A 19,466-nucleotide genomic window follows, 5' to 3' on the forward strand; every position below is an offset into this window, starting at 1 on the left:
GACAAACGCGACTACATCTTCAACGGCACCCTGACCGTCACGGCCGTCGTCATCTGGCTCCGAGACATCGTCCAAGAGCCATCAGAAACGCCCTAGCTGAGTCCTCGAAGATGCCGACGGTGGAGAAGGGCTCCGCCGCGGCCCGGCCGTCGGCCACGGAGTTGCGCCGTTCGTCCCAGTAGCCGGCACCAGAGCATGGCCGACAGCGGCTCCTGTCCTTCGCTGGAGACGCCGGTCCTGGCCATGGGGCAGCGGGACCACGGGCCTTGGGGAAACTTCATGGTGACTGCGCTGCAGATCCAGGCGTGCAGGCAACTCGGCCTGGATCGCACACCCAAGAACAGTCAGCGCCAGAGATCGTCATTAATGATCTATGCCTGTGCGGATGCCAGTATCTGCGGCAGACTTCTGGGCCCTGAGCTTGGTCACATTGTGTAGTGGCGCACCACAAGTAACGTCTGAAAGGGCCGGTGCAACGGTAGATGGGGCGCATGCGTTCTCGGCATCTGAGGCTGGGGTGCCTTGTGTTAGTGGTGGCCGCCTCGGTCGGCTCGTCTGCAGGCTGCTCTTCCACGTCCGCTCATGAGTCTGGTCTGGACGCGCCCCATGCTCCTCTGGGTGCACCGCCGACTGACTCACCCACCACCAGTCCCAGTGCCCCGCCGGGCGGACGCACCAGGCACGGTAGGCACAGCGCCTCGAGCACGCCCCTGAACAGCGCCGCTCCGACGGGGACGCCTTCGAAGCCGACAGGTGAGCCGAGCACGCCACCGCCTCTCGGCGGAGACCCCGTCGAACCCGTACCCGAGCCGACGCGGGTTCCGAGCCCGAAACCCGCCCCCGTGCTGGTGCCAGACCCAGAACCATCAGCGTCGAGGCCGGGCCCTGAGACCAACTGTCAGACCGCATCCGAGTCTCAGGGCCCTTCCTCCAGCAGCCGCCCGCGTCCGTGTAGTTCCACATCCATGGCACCACCTGAGACACAGTCGACTCTGACGCCGACATCATGAGCAATGCTCGCTCCTTTCCCGCTCCCCGCGCCCGAGTGTCCACGCCGGAGGGCGAACGACGTCTGCGGCATGCCGGTGCCCGGCGACGTCTCAGGCGGGTCTTGCGGCGCGATTCCGCCCCTCGCAGCACAGAGCCGCCCGATGCTCAGCATCCGGCGGCCGGTTACACCACCGATTGGGCGACGCTCTTGTCGCTCGCTGCGGCACTGTTGTTCTATGCCGGCGCGGTGCATACCCGGGCGTTCTTCGAGTATTTCCGCATCGATGTGCTGGCTCTGGGCCTGAGCTTCCCGGAGTTCGTCATGCGTAGCCTGCGGCTGGTGACCGCTCCTGTGGTGTTGACCGCTGTGGTGACTGTGGTCGTGCTGCGTGACCCGCAATTGCTCAGCCGGTCAGTTCTGCCTCTTCTGCCACCCACCTTGATTGACCAGTGCCGACGAGTCGTACGGCGGGCGGCCCGTTTCCATCTGCTCGTGCTGTGCGTGGCCGTCATCATGTTGTTCAGTTGGGGCCGAATTCAGCCGTACCAATGGCTGGTGCCCGTTCTCTTGGCCACCGGCATCCTTTTGGGGCAGTCGCCCGCTGCGAACAACGGCCGCTGCCCAAGCGGCATCCGTGCACGGGGCGCACCGCTCACGGCAGCATGCCTGTGCCTGCTCTGGGCTGTCGCGCTGGCTGCGCATCAGTCGGGTCTGCGCGATGCTGAGCGCAGCGCAGATCATTTGGTCAGCAGGACGGCGATCGTCGTCTTCAGCACCGACCGACTGAGCATGACCGGCCGCGGACTGCAGGTGAAAGATCTCGGAGAGCAGGTGCACTACCGCTACCGGTATACGGGGCTGAGGCTCATCATCGAGCGCGGCGGGCGCTATCAGGCCGTCGCTGTGGGCTGGCAGCATGACACTGACTCGACTTATGTAATCCGAGAGACCGACGACATACGCGTCGAAATCACGCCGGGAGCCCGATGATGGCAGATGGCGTCATACCGGGTAGCGCCAGCGAGTCGCCGAGAGATCAAGCGCCGGACCGACGTCGTCTACCGCGACGCCCCCACCACCGACACCCCCACCCTCCCCTGTCGGCTCGAGGGCTGACCGGCTACACCACCACAGGGGGCATGACCCTGAACCATGCGGAGGCCAGTTTCAACGCCCATTCGGCGATTACCGGAACGCCGTAACTTGATGCCGTGGTCGATTGCCTGGAGGGACTCGGCGAAGACGTGAAGACTACCTCGCCGTCTCACCGCCAGCCGTGCACAAGCTCGTAGCAGCGCCATTTCATACTGAGGTGGCCGGCGCATACTCAGGTTGAACTCGTGGAGTCCGCGCGCCCGTGACGGTTCTTGATCGTTGCGGTACGGCGTCGCCATGCGGTACGCGCATGGGAGCGGGCTGACGCCCAGGGAGCAGGAGAAACCGGCCCCGGTTCTTCTTCAAGCTGCATCTGGCACGGGCGCCGGGGGTGACTCCCTACGTCACGCTGCGGGTCTCCTGGGATGGTGGGTGGACCTGGGGACCGCGGGAGACGTACCGGCCAGGGCGCGACGCCGCACCGATGGAGCCGACCTGGCAGTACAGGCCGTGTGCGTACCCGAGGTGCGGTTACGCAAAGTGACCCTGGTGGAAGGATGAGTGCCTGGTGCGAGTGGGTGAGCAAGGTGAGGTGTGCCATGCCGAAAATCGGTAGGCGTCAGATTCCCGGACTATTGCTGCGCATGGTCCCGGAGTCCCGGGCCGGCATCGAGAAAATGTCGGGACTTCCCGCCGAACGGGCCGTGACCGGGAACGTGGAGTGGTTCGACCTCTATGACTTCCTGCGCGAGGTCGTCTTCTGGGGCGTGGTCCGCCCGGCGCTCCAGGCGAGAGAACAGGACGCCGGACTGCTCAGTCGCTGTGCCGAATTCACGGAGACCCTCCTCCTGAACTCCACCGAATCCGTCAGTGCCGCCGCGTACTTCCAGCTGGTGGAACCTCTCTATGGCGGTGAGGAACTCCTCACCGCCGCGGTTCCCTTGATGAGGCCGGAGACCCTGCGGATCACCCTCGGTGAGCTGGACCCCGACCGTCTCTCCGCGCAGACGCGGGCTGAGCTTGCAGATTTCCTGCCCTGACTCGTCGGTTACTCAGGTTGAACCGTGGAGTCCGATGATCTGATCGCGTCGTAGTCCATGGTCAGGCCGGTGGGCGGCAGGCAACCGTCGATCAGGTGGGGCCGGTACTGGATCTTCTTCAGCTTCCGTTTGATCACGCGGGTCAGGTGGGCGAGGTCGGCCGCGGCGAAGTCGGCCAGGTGCCGCTTCAGGAGCGACCAGATCCCCTCTGCCGGGTTCAACTCCGGAGCGTAGGAGGGCATCTGGCAGATGCGTAACCAGTCCTTGTGCTCCTCGGCGAAGTCCGCCAGCTCCCTGACCAGGTGCACGTTCAGATTGTCCCAGCACCACACCACCGGGGTGCCGAGCTGCAGGTGAGTCATGACGATCAGATCGCGGTACTGGCGCCAGGAGAACGCCTTCGGCTCGCCCCGGCGCCCGTGCCAGATGTGCAGTTTGAAGAAGAACCGGGGCCGGTGTCCGGCCCGGTAGCAGACCACTCCGGCGATGTTGACCCGACCGCGGTTGCGGCCGCGCACCCGCACCACCGGCCGCTGCCCACGCGGCGCCCAGATGCGTCCCTTCGGTGGCCTCAGCCCCTGGCCCGTCTCGTCCTCGAAGCAGATGTGGGCGCCCAGGTGGGCCGCGGTCCTTTTACCTGCGGCCACACCTCGGCCTTCCAAACCTCGATCGCCTCCCCGTCGCGCTCCAAGGCCCGCCGCACGGGAACCTGGGCACTCCAGCCGTGCCGCCGCAGCAGCTTCCACACGCCCTGGATCGTGTAGCCGACGTGGAACATCCGACCGATCAACAGCTTGACCCGCTTCAGCGTCCAGCCCTGGAACCCGTGGCCGGAGCCGTGCGCGAGCGGACCGCGCCGTAACTCCCGCTCCAGCCGCCCCCACTGCGCAGGACTCAGCCGCTCCACCGACGCCGGCCCGCCGAACGCAACGCATCGGCACCGCCCTGCTCCCACGCCCGCCGCCAGCGCCGCACCGACCGCGCCGTCACCCGCAGCTCCCTCGCAACGGCCTCGGTCTTCTCCCCACGAGCGAACCGCTCAGCCGCCTCCAGGCGCACCCTCTGCCGCTTCTCCTGCTCCCTGGGCGTCAGCCCGCCCCCATGCGCGTACCGCATGACGACGCCGTACCGCAACGATCAAGAACCGTCACGGGCGCGGACTCCACGAGTTCAACCGGAGTAATCGTCCCCCTTCCCTGCCCGCAGGTTCGCCGAGTCGGCCCCAGTAGTGGGGCCGCGTTGGGTGATTAAGTACGATATGTTCTTGATCTTGCCTTATGTGGCCTTTAGTGTTCGCCGGGAGGGAAACGCTGCGAGGTCCGAGTCCCGTGCCACCGTCCGGAAGCGAGGTGTGGAGCGCGTGCACGCGAGGTGCGGCTGCCGGCCCGTTTCGGGTCAGAATGGACGTCCCAGAGGGACGCGATGGCTGCGGGCGTTCGCTGTACTGCCGCTGCTGGCGTCGGTGCTCGCCGCTTGTGGCAGTGACGAGGGCTCCGATAGACCCGTCCTCAACTGGTACAACTTCCCCGACGACTCCGGTGCGCTCCAGAAGGCGGCCGACCGGTGCAGCCAGGCATCGGGCGGCCGCTACAGGATCAGCTACAACAAGCTTCCGCGTGCCGCGGACGGCCAGCGCCAGCAGCTCGTACGCAGACTCGCTGCCGAGGACGACTCGCTCGACATCCTGGGCCTGGACGTCACCTGGGCGGCGGAGTTCGCCGAGGCGCGCTGGATCCGGGAATGGACGGGGGCGGCGAAGCAGCAGGCTGTCGAGGGCACGCTGCGCGTACCGCTGCAGACCTCGACCTGGAAGGGCAAGCTGTACGCAGTCCCGTACAACACCAACACCCAACTGCTGTGGTATCGCAAGGACCTGGTGCCCACCCCACCCAGGACCTGGGCCGAGATGCTGGACATGGCCGGCGCCCTCGCCCGGCAGGGCAAGCCGCACTTCGTGGAGATCCAGGGTGCCCAGTACGAGGGCCTGACCGTCTGGTTCAACACGCTGATCAACAGTGCGGGCGGCTCCATCCTCAACGCGAGCGCGACCGAGCCCTCCCTCGGTTCTCCTGCCGCGCGGGCCGCCGGGATCATGCGTGATCTGGCGAAGTCCCCGGCCGCGGACCCCTCCCTGCCCAACCAGATGGAGGACCAGAACCGCCTCGCCATGGAGTCGGGGGTGGCGGCGTTCGAGCTCAACTACCCGTTCGTCTATCCGTCGATGAAGGCGAACAACCCCGCACTGTTCAAGAACTTCCGCTGGGCGCCGTACCCCCGGGTCGACGCGAACCGCCCGGCACGGCCCACCATCGGCGGCATCGATCTGGCCGTGAGCGCCTACTCGCGCCACCCCGATCTGGCCTTCGAAGCGGCCCTGTGCCTGCGCAACCGGGAGAACCAGCTCACCGCCGCCCTCGAGGGCGGCCTGCCGCCCACCCTGCGTGCCCTCTACGACGAGCCCGCGTTCATGAAGGAGTACCCCTTCTCCAGGGAAGTGCTGGCCGCCCTGGAGTCGGCGAGCGTGCGCCCGCTCACTCCGGCCTACCAGAACGTGTCGATCGCGGTCTCCCACACGCTGTCTCCGCCGTCCGGGATCAAACCGGAGAGCTCCATCGACACCATCAGGGAGCAGATCGACGCTGCCCTGCGATCCGAGGGTGTGATCCCGTGAACCACCTCCTCCCGCACCACTTGGTCAGCCGGCGCCGCGGTGCGCGGGCCTCGTCCTCGGACGGCCCGAGATGAGTACGCGGGCGCAACCGGCCGGAGCTCCGCCGCCCCCTGAGGCGGAGACGCAGCAGGCAGATCCGGACCGGGCGGCACTCTCGGCGGGCGCCAGGCAGGAGCGGCGGCTCGGCTGGCTGCTCTGCGCGCCCGCCGTCGTCGTCATGATCGCCGTGACCGCCTACCCCATCGGGTACGCCGTCTATCTGTCCCTCCAGCGGTACGACCTGCGCTTCCCCGGACGGGCGGAGTTCGTGGGCCTGAGTAACTACGGGGCGGTGCTGTCCTCCCCGTTCTGGTGGGACGCCTTCTGGGTCACGTTGTTCATCACCGCCGTATCCGTGGCGATCGAACTGGTCCTCGGCATGGGGCTCGCCCTGGTGATGCACCGCACGATCTTCTGGCGCGGCACCGTACGCACCTCAGTCCTCGTTCCGTACGGGATCGTCACCGTCGTCGCCGCCTTCTCCTGGCAGTACGCCTGGACTCCGGAGCTCGGCTACCTCGCCGAGCTGTTGCCCAGCGGAGAGGCCCCCCTGACCGAGCAGTGGCCCGCCCTGTGGCTGATCATCCTCGCCGAGGTGTGGAAGACGACGCCGTTCATGGCCCTGCTGCTGCTCGCGGGCCTCGCGCTGGTCCCCGAGGAGACCCTGAAGGCGGCCATGGTGGACGGTGCCACCGCCTGGCAGCGCTTCACCAAGATCATGCTGCCGCTGATGAAACCGGCCATCCTGGTGGCACTGCTCTTCCGCACCCTGGACGCGTTCCGGATCTTCGACAACATCTACATCCTGACCGCCGGCGCCCAGGACACGGGCTCTTTGTCGATCCTCGGCTACGACAACCTGTTCACCGCGCTGAACCTGGGCATCGGGTCGGCGATCTCGGTGCTGATCTTCATCTGCGTCGCGATCATCGCCTTCACCTTCGTCAAACTGTTCGGCGCCGCCGCACCGGGCGCGGAGGTGAAGCGCTGATGGCCGCGGTAGGAAAGACACATGCCGCCCGATGGGGCGTCATGAACGTGGTGGTGGTGCTGTACGCCCTGTTCCCGGTGTGGTGGATCGCCGCGCTGTCGTTCAAGGATCCCAGCACCCTCACGGACGGCAACTACATCCCCAGGGACTGGACCCTGGAGAACTACCGGGGCATCTTCGACACCTCCGAGTTCACCCGCGCACTGATCAACTCGATCGGTATCGCCCTGATCGCCACGGTGATCGCGGTCGCGCTGGGCACCATGGCCGCCTACGCGGTGGCCAGGCTGCGCTTCCCCGGCAAGCGGGTGCTCATCGGCATGTCACTGCTGATCGCCATGTTCCCCCCGATCTCCCTGGTGTCACCGCTGTTCAACATCGAGCGGATCGTGGGGATCTTCGACACCTGGGTCGGGCTGATCATCCCGTACATGACCTTCTCCCTGCCGCTGGCGATCTACACCCTGTCGGCGTTCTTCCGGGAGATTCCCTGGGATCTGGAGAAGGCCGCCAAGGTCGACGGGGCGACGCCCGCACAGGCCTTCCGGATGGTCATCGTGCCGCTGGCCGCGCCGGGCGTGTTCACCACCGCCATTCTCGTGTTCATCTTCTGCTGGAACGACTTCCTGTTCGCGATCTCGCTGACGTCCACCGAGTCCGCGCGCACCGTGCCCGCCGCGATCGCGTTCTTCACCGGGAGCTCGCAGTTCCAGCAGCCCACCGGGTCGATCGCCGCCGCCGCTGTGGTCATCACCATCCCGATCATCGTTTTCGTCCTGTTCTTCCAGCGGCGGATCGTCGCCGGACTGACCTCCGGGGCAGTCAAGGGATGAACGGGCCGACCCGGAAGGCATGAAGGCAAGGAGGCACCACCCATGGCCGAGATCATCCTTGAGGGAGTCACCAAGCGTTTTCCCGACGGGGCCCTCGCCGTGAAGGACGTGGACCTCGACATCGCCGACGGCGAGTTCGTGATCCTGGTCGGTCCGTCCGGATGCGGCAAGTCCACCACCCTGAACATGATCGCCGGACTTGAGGACATCACAGAGGGCACCCTGCGCATCGGAGACCGAGTCGTCAACGACCTCGCTCCCAAAGAACGCGACGTCGCCATGGTGTTCCAGAGCTACGCCCTGTACCCGCACATGAACGTCCGGGAGAACATGGGCTTCCCGCTGCGCCTGGCCAAGGTGGACAAGGCCACCATCAACGCCAAGGTGGAGGAAGCCGCCCAGATCCTTGATCTGGCCGAGCACCTGGACCGCAAGCCCGCCAACCTCTCGGGCGGCCAGCGCCAGCGGGTGGCCATGGGGCGGGCGATCGTCCGTGACCCCAAGGCGTTCCTGATGGACGAGCCGCTGTCCAACCTGGACGCCAAACTCCGGGTACAGATGCGCACCCAGATCTCCCGGCTGCAGCGGAGTCTCGGCACGACCACCGTGTACGTCACCCACGACCAGACCGAGGCGATGACGCTCGGCGACCGGGTCGTGGTCATGCGGCAGGGCCTGGTTCAGCAGATCGGCGCACCCGCCGAGCTGTACGACTCCCCGCGCAACATCTTCGTCGCGGGCTTCATCGGCTCCCCGGCGATGAACTTCCTGAACGCCACCCTGGAGGCCGGCGTCCTGCGCTCTCCCGTGGGCGATCTGCCCCTCGACGACCGTACGAGGCAGGCACTGGAACGGCAGAAGGCGCCCCGCGAGGTCATCATCGGGCTGCGACCGGAGGCATTCGAGGACGCGGCCCTGGCGCACGACCGGGACCGGACGGGCCCGGCCTTCACCGCCACCGTGGAGGTACTGGAGTCGCTGGGCTCCGATGTGTACGTCTACTTCACCGCGGAGGGCGGGCCCGCGACGACAACTGAACTGGAGGAGCTCGCCACGGACTCGGGACTGCGTGACACCGGCGCCCAGGCCGCGCAGCAAATCGTGGCCCGCCTGGACGCCGCCACGCGTGCCCGCGAGGGCGAACCCGTGGAGCTGCAGGTCGACATGGCCAAGGCCCACGTTTTCGACCCGGCGACCGGAGCGAACCTTACGCATCCAGTGAGGGCGGACTGACGACGCACCGCACAGGGGCGATCCGCATCCATGTACCCGGCGACTCAGGAGGCGGCTGGTCTTTGTCGACTGCGCAGGCGTCCCGGAAAGGGGTGTTCTCTGTGGAGGTGGCGCGTGGTGTCGGGCGCCACCGGCGGCCGGTGTAAGGCGCGCTTCTGAAGCGGCTCGGGGACCGGTCGGGGACCACACGGTGTGCGCGATGGTGCACGGGGAGGGCTGTCGACGCACAACACACGCCCGGATGGCGTCTGTTATGTGCCGATGATGTGGGTGACCCGCATTTCTGGGGGTCAAGGGGCCGCAGGTTCAAATCCTGTCGTCCCGACAGTGTGAAGGGTCTTCGCAGGCGAGAGCCTGTGAGGGCCCTTTTTCGCGTGGGTTGTTTCCGGCTTCGAGGTTGAGTATGCCGCTCATCGGCACCTTTACTCGGAGGCGGGCGAAGATGCCGCTCTTGGACCTGAACAAGATCACTCTTCTTCGGCTTCGGCAATGTGTGGACGTTGGCCCTGCGGCTGGGGGTGTCCGGCTGGGTGGTGCCGCTGGTCGCGCCCGCCGTGGACCTGTCGGTTCTCGCGCTGTTCTTGGCGATTCGCTACCTCGCCCTTTGTGGAACCCCGGCGGTGGTACTACGTCCCGCCCGCAGGCTGCTGCTCCTGACCAGTTTCCTGACCCTCGCCCTCAATGTCACCGAGCCGCTGCTGGTCGGCGCGTACGGACGGGCGGTCTTCGACGCGGTGGGGTCCATACTCCTGATCGACTGGGCCGAGGTCGGTCCGGCCTGCTGCAGGCCGTCAGCGGATTCCGTGCCAACACTGCAGATGCGCCGACAGCACCATCGGGCATGCCTGTCTCCAGCGGAGGGGGCGACTGCGCAGCGCGCGAACGGACGAGCCTGCTGCTCGGGTTGGCGACCGCGATGATCTCCTCGAGCGGGCCCGGGCGGAGGATGCCCGGCATTGGCAGACCCGCCGGCGGCCGATCTCGGCTGAAACGCTCCGCAAGCGCCTCCGCATTGGCGCCGCACGATCCCGCGCACTGGTCGCCGTCCTGTGCACCGTACGCGCGCCGGACGTCGAGAGAGGGCTCCGGAGTCGCCGGGTCGAATCCGGGTCGGACCCGCAGTCTTGGGTGCTACTTGGCGTGCTGTAGCTGGTCAGGACGGTGCGAAGTCATGAAACGCTCGCCGGCGTCGATTGGTGAGCAGTGGAACCGACGAGCCGCTGAAGGCACGCTGGATGGCTCCCGCAGGTGGTCGCTGGTCATGGGTCCTGGTCGTCCGTAGCCGCGATCCGTTTTTGGCATAGGACAAAAGTGCTAGGGTCGGTGCCCGGAGGTGATGACGTGCAGATCAGGGGGACTACTGCGGCTGAGATCGCAGGCAGTGTCCGGGACCAGGTTGCTTCGGGAGAGCTGGCGCCGCGGTCAGTGCTGCCGCCGGTGCGGGCGCTCGCCGCCGAGCTGGGTGTCAACCGGAACACGGTGGCCCTGGCGTACCGGCGGCTCGTCGAAGCCGGGGTGGCCGAGACCCGAGGGCGCGGCGGCACGGTGATCGCGGCGGTGCCGCAGCTGGCCCGTGAAGGCGTCGGCGCCGGGGGCGACGCGGTCGACCTGGCCAGTGGCAACCCCGATCCGGACCTGCTGCCCGACATCCTGGCTGCGGCCAGGGGCGGGCACTACCGCCATCCCCTGTACGGCGTGGCCGCTGTCGACGCGGGGCTGGCCGAGTGGGCCTGCGCCGACTTCGCCGAGGACATCGAGCAGCCGTTCCGTACGCTGGTGGCGCACGGAGCGGTCGACGCCACCGAGCGCCTCCTCAACGCCCACCTCACCCGCGGCGACACGGTGGCGATCGAGGACCCCTGCTTCCTAGCGAGCATCGGCACGCTGCGGCTGAACGGCTACCGGTCCGCGCCGGTCCCCGTCGACGGCGCCGGCATGCGTCCCGACGCCCTGCGGGCCGCACTGGAGGACGGTGCCCGTGCGGTCGTCTGCACACCCCGCGCCCACAACCCGACCGGTGCGAGCCTCACCGAGGAACGGGTGGCCGACATCCGCGCGGTCCTGGCCGACCACCCCCAGGTCCTTGTGATCGAGGACGACCACTTCTCAGCGGTCTCCGCACGGCCGTACCACCGGATCACCCCTCCGACCACCGCGCGCTGGGCACTGGTGCGGTCCGTGTCCAAGTTCCTCGGACCGGACCTGCGTCTCGCCCTCGTCGCCGCCGACGCCGAGACCGCCGTGCGCCTGGAGGCGCGGTTGAGCGCCGGCACCACATGGGTCAGCCATCTGCTGCAGCACATCGTCCGCGAACTGCTGCTCGATCCCGGTGTCCTTGAACTCCATGAACGGGCCCGTGAGGCATACGCACACCGCAGCGGCCTGCTGGTCGATCGGCTGCACGCCCATGGGATCGGGGTCCCTTACCGGCCCGACGGGCTGAATGTATGGGTCGAACTGGACGTCGACGGCCGGTCGACGGTCGAAGCCCTGGCGCAGCGGGGCTGGGCTGTCCGGCCCGGCCACCTCTTCGTCCGTGACCCGTCCACCCACCAGGGCGCCATCCGGGTTACCAGCTCCACCATCAGCGAGCCGCAGGCCGAGGCGTTCGCCGTCGAACTTGCCGCAGTCGTAGCGGAACTGCGTACGACTGGCAACTGACCACGACCGGTCTCGCTCCCTTGAAGTCCTGTGAAGCCCTATGAAGTCCCTTGAAGGAGTCATCATGTTCCGCGGCCTGAGCGCCTTTCCCCTCACACCCACTGATGAGCACGGCATCGACGACACGGCATACGCCAGGCTCGTCGCCCGCCTCGCAGCCGTCGGCGTGGACTCGATCGGCGCGCTCGGCTCCACCGGTGGCTATGCCTACCTCACCCGGGAACAGCGTGCCCACGCCGTGAAGATCGCGGCCGAGGCCGCCGATGGCGTGCCGGTCATGGTCGGTATCGGCGCGCTGCGCACCTCGCACGTCCTGGCTCTGGCGGAGGACGCGCAGAGGGCGGGGGCCTCCGGTGTGTTGCTTGCTCCGATGACGTATCAGCCGCTCACCGAGGACGAGGTGTTCGGCCTGTACGAGGATGTCACCCGCGAGTTGTCCGTGCCGCTGTGCGTGTACGACAACCCTGGCACCACGCATGTGCACTTCACCGACGAACTGCACGGCCGGATCGCCCAGTTGCCGAATGTCGGCTCGATCAAGATCCCCGGTGTGCCCGAAGACCCGGCGCAGGCCAAGGCCAGGGTCGACGCACTGCGGGCGCTGATCCCGGAGGCGGTCACCATCGGTGTGAGCGGCGACTGGACGGCCGCCCGAGGTCTGAATGCCGGGTGCGACGCCTGGTACTCGGTCATCGGCGGTACGTTCCCGCAGACCGCTCTCGCTCTCACTCGCGCTGCTCTAAGCGGTGACGCAGAACGGGCGACGGACCTGTCCGACGGGCTTGAGCCGCTGTGGGCGCTGTTCCGCCGCTACGGCAGTCTGCGGGTCATGTCCGCTGCCGCTTCTCACCTCGGCCTGACGGGGGAGCCGAACCTGCCGCTTCCCCTGCGCGCGCTGGACGAGGTCGCACGTCAGGACGTCGTCGCCGCGCTGAGCGCCCTCAAGCTCACCGCCTGAGCATGCGCGCCGTGAACCATCGGACCACCGAGACCGGAGCGGAAGCGGCGAGCGTGTCGACTCCGACGGGTGGCCGCGGGGGCGGCCTGGTGCGCTACGTCGCCGCCGCGGCCCTGGCCCGCACCGCCGACGGGGGAGCGGTCGTCGCCGTCATCCTGCTCGTCACCTCGTCGGGTGGCTCGGGGACGCTCGCTGGTGCGCTCGGCGCGTGCGTCACCGCACCGCACCTGCTCGGCCCGTTCGTCGCCCGCCCGCTGGACCTCGCGCGGGACGGACGCAAGGTCATCGCGTCGGCCTGCCTGTTGCACGCCGTCGTGCTCGCCACGGGTGTACTGACGTATGCCCGTGTGCCCACCCTGGTGACCGCGCTGCTGCTGGCCGTGGCCGGCACCTGTGGCCCCCTGCTGACCGGCGGCATCAGCAGCCGGCTGCCCGCGATCGTCGGACCTCAGACGCGCACCCAGCGGCGGGCGCAGGGCTGGGATGTGGCCACGTACGGTATCGGTGGCACCGTCGGTCCGTCTCTCGTGGCGGCCCTGTCGGGCTGGGCCTCCCCCTCCGCTGCCGCTCTTGCTCTGGCGGGCGGCGCCGGTGTCGCGGCGGGTGGCGTGCTCCTCCTGCCCTACGCGCCTGCGGCCCACGGTGGGGACAGGGCTGCGATCCTCAAGCCGGGGCCCACGCTGGCGCTGATGGCTCGCACCGGCCATCTGCGGCGCACCGTCTACCTGACCATGATCGTCGCGCTCGGTGTTGCCGCACTGCCGATCACCGCAGTGCACATGACCGAAGTCCTGGGTATCGACACATCCACCGCAGCGGTGCTGACCGCCGCCTACGGACTCGGCAACCTGGCCGGCTCGGCGGTGGTCATGGTCTTCCCGCTCACCGGCGATCCGGACCGCCTCATGCGCCGCCTCGCCCTGGGGGTCGTGGTCGGCCTCGGCATGGTCGCCGCGAGCCACGTCTTCCCTCTGTCCGTGGCGGCGTACGGGCTGACAGGTATTCTCAATGCCCTGTTCTTCGCCTCCACTCTGGCTGCCCGCACCGAGTACGCACCTGTGGGGGCACGCGCTCAGGTCTTCATCTGGGTGGCGGCCTTGAAAATCACGTCGGGGTCCGCGGGCACCGCCCTCGCCGGTTCTCTCACGGGCTTGGACGTCCGTCTTCCTCTGCTCCTCGGCGCCGCCGGGATTTCGGCGGCTGTCCTGGCTGCGACGCTCGAGAAACGGGCCGCAGGGAGCCTCGCAGGTTCACAGTGACCGAGCATGGCGGGCACCTCTCGGGTGCCCGCCGAGCGAGTCACCCGACGCGTGTCGCGGCTTTGGCCGTCTCCGACCGGAAGCCGTGGCCCAGCTCGGGCGTGAGCCCGTGACAGTGGCGGAAGTTGTAGATGAGCGGGCTCCACACACCGGGTCGATGTGGTGGTGTGTGCCGGGTACGACGATGCGCTCGTCCTGGCGGGCGGCCTGGGCGCGTCCGTCTTCCGCCACGCGGTCGAGGAGTCGTGGCTCGTCCGCGTGGACGACACGCGTGTCGTGAGGCTGACTGATCACGGCCGGGACGCTCTTCGCCCGCATCTGCGCCTGCTGAACGCGGCGCTGACAACAGGCTGAGGCCGAGCTGCCGAGGCACCGCCGAGTGATGCACCGAGCGGTCGTGGAGCCGAAGCTGGACGGCACCCGCGCGGCCCGCGTGGACCTCGTGCTCGTGGGTGGCGAGTGTGTCGAGGAGGGGCTGGAGCGTCACGCGTCCACCACCTGCGGATCGCGCCAGGCGGAGGCGGCCCGGTGAACCGGTCGGCCATGACGTGGGTCATCGCCCAGCACACGCGCGGGGCCGAGGAGGCGAGACGGCGCTCGTGCTCCCTCCCGGACAAGATCCAGGACGTGGTGATCCTGGCCCACCAGCACGCCCTGACACCGGTGTTCGGCTACCTGGTCCCGGTGTTCGCCCTCGGCCTCGTGCTCGCCTTCGTCCTCCCGGAGAAGAAGCTCGCCGACGACAACGACAACGACCCCGACACGACGCCGGCCGCCCAGTCCGGTGAGACAGAGCCGGACAACACTGAGGTATCAGCGCCGACAGGGCAGTGAGCCGCACGCGTCAGCCACAGGACGGCACCGGGACTGGCAACTGTCGGACAGACCCCGGGTGAAAGCGGTGAGGGCGGGCCAGGATGGGCCCGCCCTCACCATGCGGGGCACGGGGGAGCTGCCCCGCGTCTGCGGCGCCTGACCCGGTTATGCGGTGGCTTCCTGCGGTGGTGTCGCGCCGCCTTTCTTCGCCTTCTTCTCGGCGCGCTCGAGGTCGCGCCGCTGCTTCGCCTCCTCCTTCCTGCTCCGCTCGGCGGCCTCTTCCATGGCCTTCAGCTCGTTGCGCACGGAGTCGGCCGGGCGGCGCTCAAGGACGGCGTCGTAGCGCATGGCCAGCTGGTCCAGGGCCTGGGGGTCGGACTCCCTGACCTCGGCCAGGATGGCCGTGCCGCCCAGCGGGACCTGCTGGGCGAAGACGCCGACGGCAGTGGTGGCCCGTTCGACCCGCTTGTAGTCGTGGCCTCCCCCGATCAGCGCGCCGACACCCCAGCCCATCAGCACGCCGAGGGGACCGCCGAGGATGCCGACGAGCGAGCCGACCAGCCCGCCGACCGCGGTGTTCCGCCCCTCTTCGCCGTCCATGCCCTCGGGGACACGCACCGCGCCGTCCTCGAGGCGCTCGATCAGGACGGCGGCACGGACTTCGGTCGTGGCGGGACTGAGGTACTTCAGTTCGCTGAGCGCCTGGTAGGCGGTGGCGCGGTCGGCGAAACGGAGGGCGACGGCGTTCTCGTTCACGGACATGAGCTTTCTCCTTGGGTCGGCAGGCCTCCCCGACCTACGGCCGGTGGTGCCTGGGTCGGCGAGGCCTTCCTCGTCTGTGAGACAGTATGTATCAGAGCTGGTTTGTGAGTCAAGTCGTCTCATAGGGGCCTGGGAAGAGGTGTCCCGATGCCCCGGACGAACGAGGACCCCCGCGCCCGCCGCAGCCGCGCCGCCGCCCTGACCGCCGCCACCGAACTCCTCGCCGAAGGCGGCCCCGAAAACGTCACCCACGCCACCGTCGCCCGACGAGCCGGAATCGGACGCGCCACCGTCTACCGACACTGGCCCGACCAGCAGACCCTCCTCATCGACGCACTCGCCGACGACGTCCGCCCCCTGCTCACCTTCGACGACAGCCCCGTCCGCGACCAACTGATGACCCAGATGGAACAAATGGCCGACTGGCTCAACCAACCCGTCGCCGTATCGGTCATCGCCAACGTCGTCGAACGGGCCGAGCGGGACGAGGACGTACGGCGCATCCGCGAAGAGATGTTCGGTCACGCCGACGAGCACTTCGCGGGCGCGCTCGCCTCCGCCGTCGCACGCGGCGAATTCCGCCCCGGCATCGAGGAGCAGGTCAGAGAAGTGGTCTCCTGGATCCTCGGCCCCCTGCTGTTCCAGCGGTTCATGCTCGGCGCACGACTCGACAAGGACACGGTGATCAGCTCGGTCGACGCCGCGCTCGCACCCTGGCTGCCGAACGCGTGAGGGTCCGATGCGGGCCGACGGGCCACGCGCATGTTGCTCGAAGGGCTCGGGGAGTGGCTCCGGACACCGGCTGTGCGCCGGAAGTGGGACGGTCGAGGCGGATCGGTGTGGATGCACGTGCAGAGCGCACCGTCCCGGGGAACGCCGGTGACCACCTCGGCGGCACTCACGCGCCCTCGGAACCAGCGACGGCCATCCTGTCCGTCCGTACCAGGTAGCCGTGCCCCGTCATGGCGTGTACAGAGCGAGGAGCCCCCGTCGATCACCGTGACGTGTTCCTGTCTTTGCGGCAGCCGGCCGAGGGCCGTCAGATTCGTAGACCCGGGAATTGCTGAACGGATTCTTGATGCCCGTCAGAAGCAGTGAACTCGCGGAGCCGTGGGACCGCTCTGTAGCACGGCCTTGGCACCGAGCCGGGCCACTTTCCAGGGACTCGCTCAACTCCTCGCTCTCCGGCGAAGCCCTTTTCGGCTGTCTCATATGCGCCTGGCACCACAGCCTGGGCACCACCCGCGCGGCCGCAATGTCCTTCCGATACGGTTCCGGCATGTCCGATCTCGGCGATGAGCAACCGTCGTCCTCCGGCTCCCCGGAACCTTCTGCCCAGAACCTCGAAGCCCTGGGCGAGCGGCTCAAGGAACGGATCTACGCGGTGATCACCATGCTCGCCGTGATGGTCGGCCTGGCGCAGAACGCGCATACCCGGCACAGTACGGCGGCGCTGTACGTCATGGGCACCGCGGTGGGCTTGTGGCTGGCGACGTTGGTGGCCGACATGCAGGCCCACCGCGTCGTTCACCAACGGTTGGCCAACCGCCGCGAGGTAGGGCGCCTGCTGTTCGTCAGCAGTCCGTTGCTCAGCTGCGCCGTGGGCCCACTTCTGATGATTGCCCTGTCGGCGGCCGGCGCCCTCGATTTGTCCACCGCGCTGTGGATCGCGGTCGGCGTGGACGTCGCCTCGATGGCGGTCTGGGGCTTCGCGGGCGGGCGGCGAATGGGCGGCGGGGTACTGCCTTCGTGCGTGGCGGGGCTGACGGACGCGGCGATCGGCTCGGGCGTGGTGATGGTGAAAGTGATCACTGGGCACTGAGCGCGGTGGCAGGGGCGGTATCCCTGGTCTGAACGTCGGCTTCAGCCGTCGATGGCGCGGCCCTGGGGGTGAGGCCGGGCGCGTGAGGAGTCGGCGTGCCGGTCGGTTGCTGTTCGAACCGTTCGGTATCGGACTGTGTGCGGCTGTGCTTCGGAGCTGGCCGGCAGGGTCTCGTACTATGCCGAGGAGTCCACGCCGGGCTGAGGCCCTGACCCGGCCCGCTCGTTACCACCGCCTCGGAACCCCCGGCGCCTGCCCAACCCACCGGCAGCAGGTGCTGCAGGAGTTCGCCACCGGCATCCGCAACGACGGGGGCCACGGTGGGAGTCTGGCGCCGTGGGCCCGCTCGAGGGTGCCGCGCTCAAGAGAGGCGTAGGGGCTGGGGCGGTCACTGGCGGATGACCGCGCCCGGGGGCGGTGTCTTCCCGGTGATCAGGTACTCGTCGATCGCGTCCCGCGTCGGTCCGGGCCGGAAGTAGGAGGGGTGTCCCTCGCCGACCCGGGTGAGCAGCACCGAGCCGCGGATCTCGGTGAGCATCAGCTGCGCCCAGGCGTAGGCGGTAGACGGGTCATAGAGTGCGTTGACGACCAGGTTTTTGACGTTCGGTGCGACCTTGGCGGGCCGGGGCGGGTTGGTGAATGGTGTCGGCCAGCGCAGGCACTCCGCGATGTACTGGTAGCCCTGGCCGGCTCCGCGGACGTGCGGGGAGACGAGCCTGCCCAGGTTCATCTGCGACCTGAGCGCGGGGTAGCCGCGGAAGTCCAGACAGCCGACGGCAAGGCGCTGTCGCAACGACCTCCAGGTCCCGCTCGAAGAACGACCCGCCGCACGCCGCTCGGGCCCCATATAACTGGGGGTCAAGGGGGCGCAAGTTCAAATCCTGTCGTCCCGACGGTGCGAAGGGTCTTCGCAGGTGAACACCTGCGGGGGCCCTTTTCGTATGGGTCGTTTCCGATCTTCGAGGGTTCAGGCCGCGGTGATACGGGAGTTGACCCGTCGCATCCAGTCCCGGTCGGTGTGCCACATGGGGTGGTGCGGGGCCGCGTTGGACGTCAGGACGACGCCTTGGAAACCGGCGGCGAGGCAGCGGTCGACGACGAACTCCGCGATGTCCTTGCCGACGGCGTCCTCCTCGAAGCGCGTGCGGAGCGGGGTGTAGCCCACCACGCCTTCACCGAGGACGGCGGGGATGCCGCGGCGACGGGCGAAGTCGGCGACGGAGTCGACCCATTCGGCCAGCGTCTCCCGCATGGCCTGACGGTGCGCCGGATAGTTCTCGTAGAGCCACAGGTCCCAGCGGTCGGGGTCCACCCAGTCGTGCGCGTAGAACAGTTCGCGCGGTATTCCGGTGGCGGCCAGCCGCCAGGGTTCGTCCGGCTGGTAGTCGGCGAAGGCGGGCGCGTCGGGGCGCAGCATGGCGGTCAGTTCGGGGGTGGGCCAGGTGGCCGTCTCGGGCGCCGCTTCGGTGCCGTGCCCGAGTCCGACCGCCTCGTACAGCGCGCCGAGCACGCCGTAGACGTAGAAGTGGAAGTGCGCGATCTGCGCCTGGTCCGGCAGGTCGTCGAGCTCGTTCGGCCAGGGCTCACCGAGCGAGTAGGTGACGGGGATGCCGGGGTGGCGTGCCCGCAGCAGCTTCACGGCGCGTTCGAGGGGGCCGCGCAGCCGGGCGTAGTGGGTGCCGGCGCCGTCGCCCGGTACCAGGGAGCAGTTGTCGACCTCGTTGTGCACTTCGACGTAGGCGACGTGGTCGGCCAGTCCGCGCTCGGTGAGGAAGTCCAGCAGTCCGGCGAGTGCTTCGGCCACCGCCTCGGCGCGGTCCGGGCCGGGCACCGCGGCCAGGGCGCGGTGCCAGGTGTCGGTGTCGGCGAAGCTGGGGGACTGCTGGTACTCCCACGAGGACACGATCACCTTGCAGTCATGGCGGGCGGCGGCCTCGAAGAGCTCGCCGAGCCGTCGGCGGCCGTCCAGCGGGTAGCCGCCGCGGACGTCGTACCAGCGGGTGCGTTGTCCGAACTGCTCGCCCAGGCCGCGGACTTGGATGGACTCCGGGGCGTGGACGCGTCCGGAGAACAGCAGGAAGGGCATGGCGCAGATGCGCACGGTGTTGAAGCCCCGCTCCACCGCCTCGGCGAAGGCGCGGTCGAGGTCGGCGAACGGCTCGCCGGGGCCTGCCTGTGTGTACCAGCTGAAGTCCCACAGGGTGATGGCGAGTCGGCCCGTGGTCTCGCGCGTAGTGGCTTGCGGCTGTGCGGTCATGAGGTCACCCGTCGTTCGTGTGCGGTAGGACGCCGTCG

18 protein-coding genes and 2 pseudogenes are annotated in these 19,466 nt (G+C 68.5%); 15 read left to right on the plus strand and 5 right to left on the minus strand.

Annotated features, from left to right (window positions below; genetic code table 11):
* Positions 1–1,006 precede the first annotated feature (1,006 nt).
* Both OP79_RS42170 and OP79_RS55600 read left to right on the plus strand, forming a co-directional pair.
* Complete coding sequence (locus OP79_RS42170) at positions 1,007–1,981, plus strand: hypothetical protein (protein WP_157857451.1); 975 nt, start codon at positions 1,007–1,009, stop codon at positions 1,979–1,981.
* 704 nt (positions 1,982–2,685) lie between these two features.
* Positions 2,686–3,126, plus strand: coding sequence for a hypothetical protein (locus OP79_RS55600; protein WP_157857452.1), 441 nt, complete (start codon positions 2,686–2,688; stop codon positions 3,124–3,126).
* Positions 3,127–3,134: 8 nt separating this feature from the next.
* On the opposite strand, the pseudogene OP79_RS58710 reads toward OP79_RS55600, so the two are convergent.
* Positions 3,135–4,242: pseudogene (locus OP79_RS58710) on the minus strand (IS630 family transposase).
* A 346-nt stretch (positions 4,243–4,588) separates the two neighbouring features.
* On the opposite strand from OP79_RS58710, the gene OP79_RS42190 reads away from it, so the two are divergent.
* The 8 genes from OP79_RS42190 (at position 4,589) to OP79_RS42225 (ending at position 13,771) form a co-directional block, all read left to right on the plus strand.
* The gene (locus OP79_RS42190; RefSeq protein WP_245685640.1) at positions 4,589–5,797 is read left to right on the plus strand and encodes an ABC transporter substrate-binding protein; all 1,209 of its coding nucleotides are present in this window, start codon (positions 4,589–4,591) and stop codon (positions 5,795–5,797) included.
* A gap of 70 nt (positions 5,798–5,867) precedes the next feature.
* Entirely contained in the window at positions 5,868–6,827 is a 960-nt protein-coding gene (locus tag OP79_RS42195; RefSeq protein WP_033328426.1) for a carbohydrate ABC transporter permease, read from the plus strand.
* Positions 6,827–7,660 (plus strand): carbohydrate ABC transporter permease, encoded by an 834-nt coding sequence (locus OP79_RS42200; protein ID WP_033328427.1) that lies wholly within the window; start codon positions 6,827–6,829, stop codon positions 7,658–7,660. The genes OP79_RS42195 and OP79_RS42200 overlap by 1 nt, the downstream gene beginning before the upstream one ends.
* Before the next feature lie 42 nt (positions 7,661–7,702).
* Positions 7,703–8,893, plus strand: coding sequence for an ABC transporter ATP-binding protein (locus OP79_RS42205; protein ID WP_033328428.1), 1,191 nt, complete (start codon positions 7,703–7,705; stop codon positions 8,891–8,893).
* A 500-nt stretch (positions 8,894–9,393) separates the two neighbouring features.
* Complete coding sequence (locus tag OP79_RS42210) at positions 9,394–9,813, plus strand: hypothetical protein (RefSeq protein WP_051745466.1); 420 nt, start codon at positions 9,394–9,396, stop codon at positions 9,811–9,813.
* A 421-nt stretch (positions 9,814–10,234) separates the two neighbouring features.
* A complete protein-coding gene (locus OP79_RS42215; RefSeq protein WP_033328429.1) occupies positions 10,235–11,554 on the plus strand; it encodes an aminotransferase class I/II-fold pyridoxal phosphate-dependent enzyme in 1,320 nt (439 codons plus the stop codon).
* Between the two features lie 64 nt (positions 11,555–11,618).
* Positions 11,619–12,512 (plus strand): dihydrodipicolinate synthase family protein, encoded by an 894-nt coding sequence (locus OP79_RS42220; protein WP_033328430.1) that lies wholly within the window; start codon positions 11,619–11,621, stop codon positions 12,510–12,512.
* Positions 12,513–12,523: 11 nt separating this feature from the next.
* A complete protein-coding gene (locus OP79_RS42225; RefSeq protein WP_245685641.1) occupies positions 12,524–13,771 on the plus strand; it encodes an MFS transporter in 1,248 nt (415 codons plus the stop codon).
* 40 nt (positions 13,772–13,811) lie between these two features.
* On the opposite strand, the pseudogene OP79_RS57525 reads toward OP79_RS42225, so the two are convergent.
* A pseudogene (locus OP79_RS57525) lies at positions 13,812–13,966 on the minus strand (flavin reductase family protein); the annotation flags it as partial.
* Between OP79_RS57525 and OP79_RS55605 the strand changes: the two are divergent.
* From OP79_RS55605 to OP79_RS42235, 3 genes are read left to right on the plus strand one after another with little or no spacing between them, the layout of a single operon-like run.
* Complete coding sequence (locus tag OP79_RS55605) at positions 13,931–14,125, plus strand: hypothetical protein (protein WP_033328431.1); 195 nt, start codon at positions 13,931–13,933, stop codon at positions 14,123–14,125. The pseudogene OP79_RS57525 and the gene OP79_RS55605 sit on opposite strands and share 36 nt — an antisense overlap.
* A gap of 28 nt (positions 14,126–14,153) precedes the next feature.
* Entirely contained in the window at positions 14,154–14,303 is a 150-nt protein-coding gene (locus OP79_RS55610) for a hypothetical protein (RefSeq protein WP_157857453.1), read from the plus strand.
* 11 nt (positions 14,304–14,314) lie between these two features.
* Positions 14,315–14,605, plus strand: a complete 291-nt coding sequence (locus OP79_RS42235) for a hypothetical protein (protein WP_157857454.1) — start codon at positions 14,315–14,317, stop codon at positions 14,603–14,605.
* 147 nt (positions 14,606–14,752) lie between these two features.
* Here OP79_RS42235 and OP79_RS42240 read toward each other — a convergent pair whose 3' ends face one another.
* Positions 14,753–15,349 carry a hypothetical protein gene (locus OP79_RS42240; RefSeq protein WP_033328433.1) on the minus strand — a complete coding sequence of 199 codons (597 nt, stop codon included), beginning with the start codon at positions 15,347–15,349 and terminating at the stop codon, positions 14,753–14,755.
* Positions 15,350–15,496: 147 nt separating this feature from the next.
* On the opposite strand from OP79_RS42240, the gene OP79_RS51145 reads away from it, so the two are divergent.
* Both OP79_RS51145 and OP79_RS42250 read left to right on the plus strand, forming a co-directional pair.
* Positions 15,497–16,081, plus strand: a complete 585-nt coding sequence (locus tag OP79_RS51145; RefSeq protein WP_063742110.1) for a TetR/AcrR family transcriptional regulator — start codon at positions 15,497–15,499, stop codon at positions 16,079–16,081.
* Positions 16,082–16,628: 547 nt separating this feature from the next.
* A complete protein-coding gene (locus OP79_RS42250; RefSeq protein WP_033328434.1) occupies positions 16,629–17,171 on the plus strand; it encodes a hypothetical protein in 543 nt (180 codons plus the stop codon).
* A gap of 388 nt (positions 17,172–17,559) precedes the next feature.
* On the opposite strand, the gene OP79_RS42255 is transcribed toward OP79_RS42250, so the two are convergent.
* Entirely contained in the window at positions 17,560–17,964 is a 405-nt protein-coding gene (locus OP79_RS42255) for an alpha/beta hydrolase (protein WP_033328435.1), read from the minus strand.
* A 174-nt stretch (positions 17,965–18,138) separates the two neighbouring features.
* Positions 18,139–19,428, minus strand: coding sequence for a cellulase-like family protein (locus OP79_RS42260; protein ID WP_033328436.1), 1,290 nt, complete (start codon positions 19,426–19,428; stop codon positions 18,139–18,141).
* Positions 19,429–19,466: the final 38 nt, after the last annotated feature.

The organism is Streptomyces yerevanensis (genome assembly GCF_000716805.1).
GTDB lineage: Bacteria > Actinomycetota > Actinomycetes > Streptomycetales > Streptomycetaceae > Streptomyces > Streptomyces flaveus.

Coding starts and splice junctions, on each gene's coding strand:
- OP79_RS42170 (WP_157857451.1), top strand. CDS start 1,007: ATGAGCAATGCTCGCTCCTTTCCCGCTCCCCGCGCCCGAGTGTCCACG.
- OP79_RS55600 (WP_157857452.1), top strand. CDS start 2,686: ATGCCGAAAATCGGTAGGCGTCAGATTCCCGGACTATTGCTGCGCATG.
- OP79_RS42195 (WP_033328426.1), top strand. CDS start 5,868: ATGAGTACGCGGGCGCAACCGGCCGGAGCTCCGCCGCCCCCTGAGGCG.
- OP79_RS42200 (WP_033328427.1), top strand. CDS start 6,827: ATGGCCGCGGTAGGAAAGACACATGCCGCCCGATGGGGCGTCATGAAC.
- OP79_RS42205 (WP_033328428.1), top strand. CDS start 7,703: ATGGCCGAGATCATCCTTGAGGGAGTCACCAAGCGTTTTCCCGACGGG.
- OP79_RS42220 (WP_033328430.1), top strand. CDS start 11,619: ATGTTCCGCGGCCTGAGCGCCTTTCCCCTCACACCCACTGATGAGCAC.
- OP79_RS55610 (WP_157857453.1), top strand. CDS start 14,154: ATGCACCGAGCGGTCGTGGAGCCGAAGCTGGACGGCACCCGCGCGGCC.
- OP79_RS42235 (WP_157857454.1), top strand. CDS start 14,315: ATGACGTGGGTCATCGCCCAGCACACGCGCGGGGCCGAGGAGGCGAGA.
- OP79_RS42240 (WP_033328433.1), bottom strand. CDS start 15,349: ATGTCCGTGAACGAGAACGCCGTCGCCCTCCGTTTCGCCGACCGCGCC.
- OP79_RS51145 (WP_063742110.1), top strand. CDS start 15,497: ATGCCCCGGACGAACGAGGACCCCCGCGCCCGCCGCAGCCGCGCCGCC.
- OP79_RS42250 (WP_033328434.1), top strand. CDS start 16,629: ATGTCCGATCTCGGCGATGAGCAACCGTCGTCCTCCGGCTCCCCGGAA.
- OP79_RS42260 (WP_033328436.1), bottom strand. CDS start 19,428: ATGACCGCACAGCCGCAAGCCACTACGCGCGAGACCACGGGCCGACTC.